The following is a 5,668-nucleotide window of genomic DNA, read 5'->3' as shown; positions in this document are numbered from 1 at the left end:
GTAACGGAGCTAACAGGAGACCAGCAGATCATTTTGGAGGTATTGGGTGAGCGCTATCGGCAAATTTATTCCTAAATCAGGTGCGGAATGTCGGTCTGATCACCGAGCCGGCGTTTATCGGCGGGGTTGTGGCTTGATGGTTGATTTGGGAAACAGCGCCCCTAATAGTGCTACATTTTGCCGAAAGCCTTGTGGTGTAAAGCATCTCTACCATCAGGTGGCAAAGCCTGACGTGGCAAGACTCAGACCTCGATGTGTGCTCAATGCCTCTTGTCGAGGCTGTACGAGTGCAGTGATCTACTATTCGGAACAGCTATTTAGTGTAGGAGGTGTGTTTATGACATTTCATAAAAATAGAAGCGCCGGGTATCACCCGGCGCTTCATCATCATAGTCTTGCAGACTTCACTTAGTAAAGGGTGCAACCCCAGCGGTAACTGCGCCCCAGCAACTGATACTCGGGACGCACGCTCTGACTCCAGGAGTCATCGCCACCCACCCCCATGTGGGCGCCATCGAGACATACCCACAGCCCCTCTTCGGCCACCAGATCGCTCTGGTGACGAGCGGCGGCCAGCTGTTGCTGACTGAAGCGGCTGGCACTGAAATGGAAGCTGCCGTTCACTGTCGTGCTGCCCAGCTGCAGCTGACGGGTATCGCAGCGCAAACCGTTGTCGCTCGGGAAGATGTAAGGGGTGTGCATGGCCTCCAGCGGCAAGCTCCAGTGCCCCAGATCGGCTCCCAGCAGGCGATCCGGATAGTTCTCGTGAGGACCGCGCCCCAGCCATTCGGCGCGCACCGGCACTTCGGCCAGATGGAGCAGCAGACCAATCCGCGGCAGCGACGGCAACGCCTGCGCCAGCTCAGTCTCTATCTCCAGGCTCATGGCGCCATCGTCGGTAAAACAGTGATGCCAGTGACTCACCAGCAGCAGCTCATCGTGGTGGAAGTAGCCATGACTGACCCGGATATCCCCTCCGGTGACCGAGATCCCCAAACAGCGGTGCTGCCATTGACCGAGGCCACACGCCTGCCAGCGGGCAATCCAGGAGTTGGGATCAGCGTGATCTGCCTCGCTGGTGCCGATGTCGTTGTCCAGCGGCGCCCGGTAGAAGTGATCCATGATCGGCGCCAGCAACTGCTCCTTCCCCGATTTTTGCCAACTGGTGATACGGCCGCTCTGCTTGTCGAGCCGCCACTGGCTGTTTGCGGCAGTGATCCGCCAACCATCCGGTTGCTCAGTCAGGATGGCGACAGCAGCGGGAGCTGGCAGGGAAAGAGGGGTCGGCAGGGTGAACTGCTGGCGGGCGACCTTGTGATCCGCCTGCGACCACAAGGTGGCTTGTGGCTGAATGATCGCCAGATCGAGCCAGGCCTGTGAGCCTGCCGCAAAGGTGGGCAGTGTCTCGCTCAGGGTCAACTCGACCACCCCTTGCGGTGCCAGCTCAAGGGAGATCTCCCCCTGCTGCTGCACATGGCCGTTCTCGCACAGCTGCCAGCAAAGCCGCTCGTTATCGGTTTCCCGGAACAGGTATTCGCTCTCGATCCGCACCCGCAGCGGGATGTGCTCAAGCAGGGTGAAGCGGAACGGCTGCTGGGCACGCTTCGCCTCGCACAAAGCGGGATGGGGGGTGCGATCAGGGAACAGCAGACCGTTGCAGCAGAACTGACGATCGTTTTGCACATCACCAAAATCGCCGCCATAACCCCAGTAGTGGCGACCATCGGCGGTGTATTTGTCGAGCCCCTGATCGACCCAATCCCAGACAAACCCGCCTTGCAGACGTGGATGATCGCGAAACGCCTGCCAGTAGTGGGCGTAGCCCCCCAGACTGTTCCCCATGGCGTGGGCATATTCACAGAGGATTAGTGGCCGGTGCTCGTCGGGCAGACCGATCCACTTGGCCAGCGCCCACTTGGTCACCGCCGGGAAGGGCTGATCCTGATGGGTTCTGGCATACATGGGGCAGATGATGTCGGTGGCCGGGGTATCGGCCCCGCCCCCCTCGTACTGCACCGGACGGCTCGGGTCGCTGCGCTTGATCCAGCCATACATGGCATCGTGGGCCGGGCCGTAACCCGACTCGTTGCCGAGCGACCAGATGATGATGGAGGGGTGGTTGAAATCCCGTGCCACCATGCGGGTGGCCCGCTCCAGAAAGGCATTGCTCCAGGCAGGATCCCGCGCCAGCCGCCCCATGGGGGTCATGCCGTGGGTCTCCAGATTCGCCTCGTCCACCACATAGAGACCGAGCCGATCGCAGAGGCGATAGAAGTCGGGGTGGTTGGGATAGTGGGAACAGCGCACCGCATTGAAGTTGTGCCGCTTCATCAGCAGCAGATCCCGCTCCATGGTGGCGCGATCAATGGCATAACCCTTGGCAGGGTGATGCTCGTGACGGTTGGCACCGCGAATAAGCAGCGGCTGACCGTTGACCCGCAGCAGGCCGCCACGGATCTCCACCACCCGAAAGCCCACATCACATGCCTCACTCTCGATAGCTTGGCCCTGCTCGTCCAGCAGGGTCAGGGTGAAGCGATAGAGATGGGGCGTCTCGGCGCTCCACTTGCGCGGCGCAGCCACGTCGAGCCACAGCTCGGCGCGATCGTCGTAAGCCCCTTTCTCATCAATGGCTTGGGTGCCGATCAGCTGGAGCAGGGTCGCGACCCGCTCGCTACCGTCATAGAGATTGGCCTCTACCGAGAGGCCAGCCCCATTGGCGACCTGCAGGGCAATCTTGAGACGGCCATCCCGATAGCAGGCATCCAGCTCGGGGGTCACCCGCATATCCATCAGATGGCGGGACGGTTTGTGCAGCAGGCTGACGGAGCGGAAGATCCCCGACAGCCACCACATATCCTGATCTTCCAGATAGGAGCCATCAGACCAACGTAGTACCAGCACCGCCAACCGGTTGCGACCGCTCTGCAGATATGGGGTCAGATCGAATTCGGCGGGCAGGCGGCTGTCCTGGGAGTAACCGACCCAGCGGCCGTTGCAGAAGAGGTGGAAGGCACTGCTCACCCCGTCGAAGATGATCCGGCTCTGTCCGCTTGCCAGCCAGTCGGCGGGCAGTTCGAACTCGCGGGAGTAGCAGCCAGTAGGATTCTCTGCTGGCACTCGGGGCGGATCGCAGGGAAAGGGGTACTTGATATTGGTGTAGATGGGGCCATCGGTGAGCGGCCGCGCAGCTGGATAGGCGGCATCCAGCTGCCAGTTGCCCGGCACTGTAATGGGGCAAGCATCCACCAGATCCTGCGCCAGCCAGCTCTCGGGCACCAATTCGGGAGCGGCAAAGAAGGAGAAGCGCCACTCGCCATCGAGCAAGAGACGGGAGGAAGAGGCCAGATCACCCCTGGCATCGGTTTCGCTGCGCCAGCTGAACATGGGGGTATGGGCGGGTAAACGATTTACACTGGTCACAGCCTGTGTTTGCCAATCGGCACGATAAATGATTTGTTGTAACGTCATACTGTTATTCATCTTTTATAACCTTTTTCAAATCTCTGATTACAAAACATTCGGTTAGTAACTGGCGGCTTTTTTTGAAACCATCGTTCTACCCTTTAACAGCCCAAGTGGCCCCATTCCTGAGAGGGTAAAAATAGAAATAAAGGTGAAAGTTGCGGCAATAATGCCCAATACCAAGTAGGTTTCACGAAAGCCCATCACCTCATACATAGAGCCAGCCCACACAGACATAAACATGGTTGCTAGCTGCTTGAAGAACTGATAGCCAATCAACCAGATAGTCGCACTAAAGCGAACATCAAATTCACTAGTGATGTACTTGAATGTGCCGACTAACAGGAATGGAACTTCCAACATATGCAGGGTTTTCAGCAAAATGACATGGCTAACTGTCTCGGCGAATGATGAGCCGATGATTCGAATAGACATGATGGTCCCAGCGATTAGCAGGGCATTTTTTCCGCCAATTCGATTCACAATCAGTGGGGCAAAAAACATGATGCTGGCGTTCAGTAACTCCCCCATAGTGGTGACATAACCAAAGTAACGAGTACCTTCTTCTTTTGTATCAAAGAATGCGGTAAAAAAGTTTGCAAATTGTTGATCAAATACGTCATACGTACATGCTACACCGATTACATAGAGGGTGAAAAACCAGAATTTTGCTTGTTTCAGCAACCTCATTGCCAGTTTTATGCTAAACCCTTTCTGATTGGCGCCAATACTATCTAACACCTCACTGGTGCTTCCACGACCCAGGGTGAGAGCGTGAACATTTTGTTAAATTTCACCCAGTTTTTTGAGACCCGCATTGAGTACCGTTTCCAGATATTCACTGCTCATTCCTGCGATTTTTTGCTTCCGTCTTACGCTCGCCTTGCGTGAAGTCTCGGCCCTGAGCATGTTCAGCCCCATGTGCCGGATGCACGCCAAAATCTCTGCGGCATCACCGCGATAAATCGGGCAATCATCCTCGCCCATCGTGACGTCCAGCACCCAGTGCAGGCTATTTTCGATGGCCCAGTGCCCACGCACCGCTCGCGCAAACTCATCCTGCACCAACGCTTTGGAACTGATGAAATAACGCTGCTCTATGGTAATTTTTTGCATATTTTCAACGCGATAGGAGATGGCCACGCCAATGCTGTGCAACTGTTTCCAATGAGGAAACTGGGCGGCCAACTCGCCCGCCGCCATGACATGGTACTCACGACCATCGATGCGGCCATGAGCCTTCTCAAGCGTCATCGTCTCTGCGCATAACGGGGTGGCCGCCAGCGGGGCGAGGGCCTGTCGAACCGCCTCGAACAACTTGGGTTGGTTGCCTTTGACGGCCAATAAGTAATCGCCACCTTGCTGAAGGATGGTCTCGGCGATCTCGGTCTGGCACCCCATCGCATCGATGGATACCAGGCAGCCTTTGATGTCGAGCAGCGCCAGCAACTCGGGAATAGCGGTAATTTCATTGGACTTGGCGTCGGTTTTTATCTGTCCGAGCACCAGCTTATTGGCGGCGGCATAGGCACTGACCATGTGAATGGTCGACGTTCGATCCTCACGGTCATAGGAACTGCGCAGGGTTTTGCCATCGATAGCGACCAGGGCGCCATCGGTGTGCTGGTTAATGGCTTGAGTCCACCGCACAAAGGCGGCCTGAAACGGCTCTGGTTTGATGCCGGAGATGATCCTGGCAATGGTGTCATGGACAGGAATGCCGTTTTTAAACAGTCCCTTGGATTGAAACCAGGGAAGATGAACCTCGCCGAAATCCTCAATATCTTCCCAGCCCTCAGCCCCGCCGATCACGGCACAGACGGTGAGAAACAGGACATCGTAGAAGGGATAATAAATCTTGGCATGCTGGCGAGGGTCGTGAATATTGTCGAAGAACTGAGCGAAAACGGCATCAATAGACATGAGAGCACTCCTGAAAAGGAGCATGAGATCACAGCCGGATCACCAGGTCAAATTTCAGGGTGAGGATGTGAGCAAATTGTTAACTATGGAAATCATGGAAATTATCATTTTTTGGATTTCATGCGCATTTTTTGAGCTGAAATGACGTGCAGTGACGATTAAAAAGTGTGAAGGCGATCCTGACTATAAAGTTAACTGCATATCACAGGCCTATAAGTATTTGTTTTGTAGGCAAAAAACTATTTTTAATTTTTAACAAAATGTTCACGATCTCGCCCTG

General features: G+C 55.8%; 2 protein-coding genes and 1 pseudogene. All 3 read right to left on the bottom strand.

Features of this window, described 5'->3' with window-relative positions; translation table 11 throughout:
* Window positions 1–408: 408 nt before the first annotated feature.
* Window positions 409–3,471, bottom strand: a complete 3,063-nt coding sequence (locus tag AB5Y64_RS15990) for a beta-galactosidase (protein WP_082030016.1) — start codon at window positions 3,469–3,471, stop codon at window positions 409–411.
* Window positions 3,472–3,525: 54 nt separating this feature from the next.
* Window positions 3,526–4,218 (bottom strand): annotated as a pseudogene (locus AB5Y64_RS15985) (oligosaccharide MFS transporter); the annotation flags it as partial.
* 33 nt (window positions 4,219–4,251) lie between these two features.
* On the bottom strand, window positions 4,252–5,388 hold the full coding sequence (locus AB5Y64_RS15980) for an ISAs1-like element ISAs12 family transposase (protein ID WP_021141311.1): 1,137 nt from the start codon (window positions 5,386–5,388) through the stop codon (window positions 4,252–4,254).
* Window positions 5,389–5,668: the final 280 nt, after the last annotated feature.

This window comes from Aeromonas sp. R5-1 (assembly GCF_040908265.1).
Lineage (GTDB): Bacteria > Pseudomonadota > Gammaproteobacteria > Enterobacterales > Aeromonadaceae > Aeromonas > Aeromonas caviae.
This window is presented reverse-complemented; position numbering and strand designations above follow the sequence as displayed.

Coding starts and splice junctions, on each gene's coding strand:
- AB5Y64_RS15990 (WP_082030016.1), bottom strand. CDS start 3,471: ATGACGTTACAACAAATCATTTATCGTGCCGATTGGCAAACACAGGCT.
- AB5Y64_RS15980 (WP_021141311.1), bottom strand. CDS start 5,388: ATGTCTATTGATGCCGTTTTCGCTCAGTTCTTCGACAATATTCACGAC.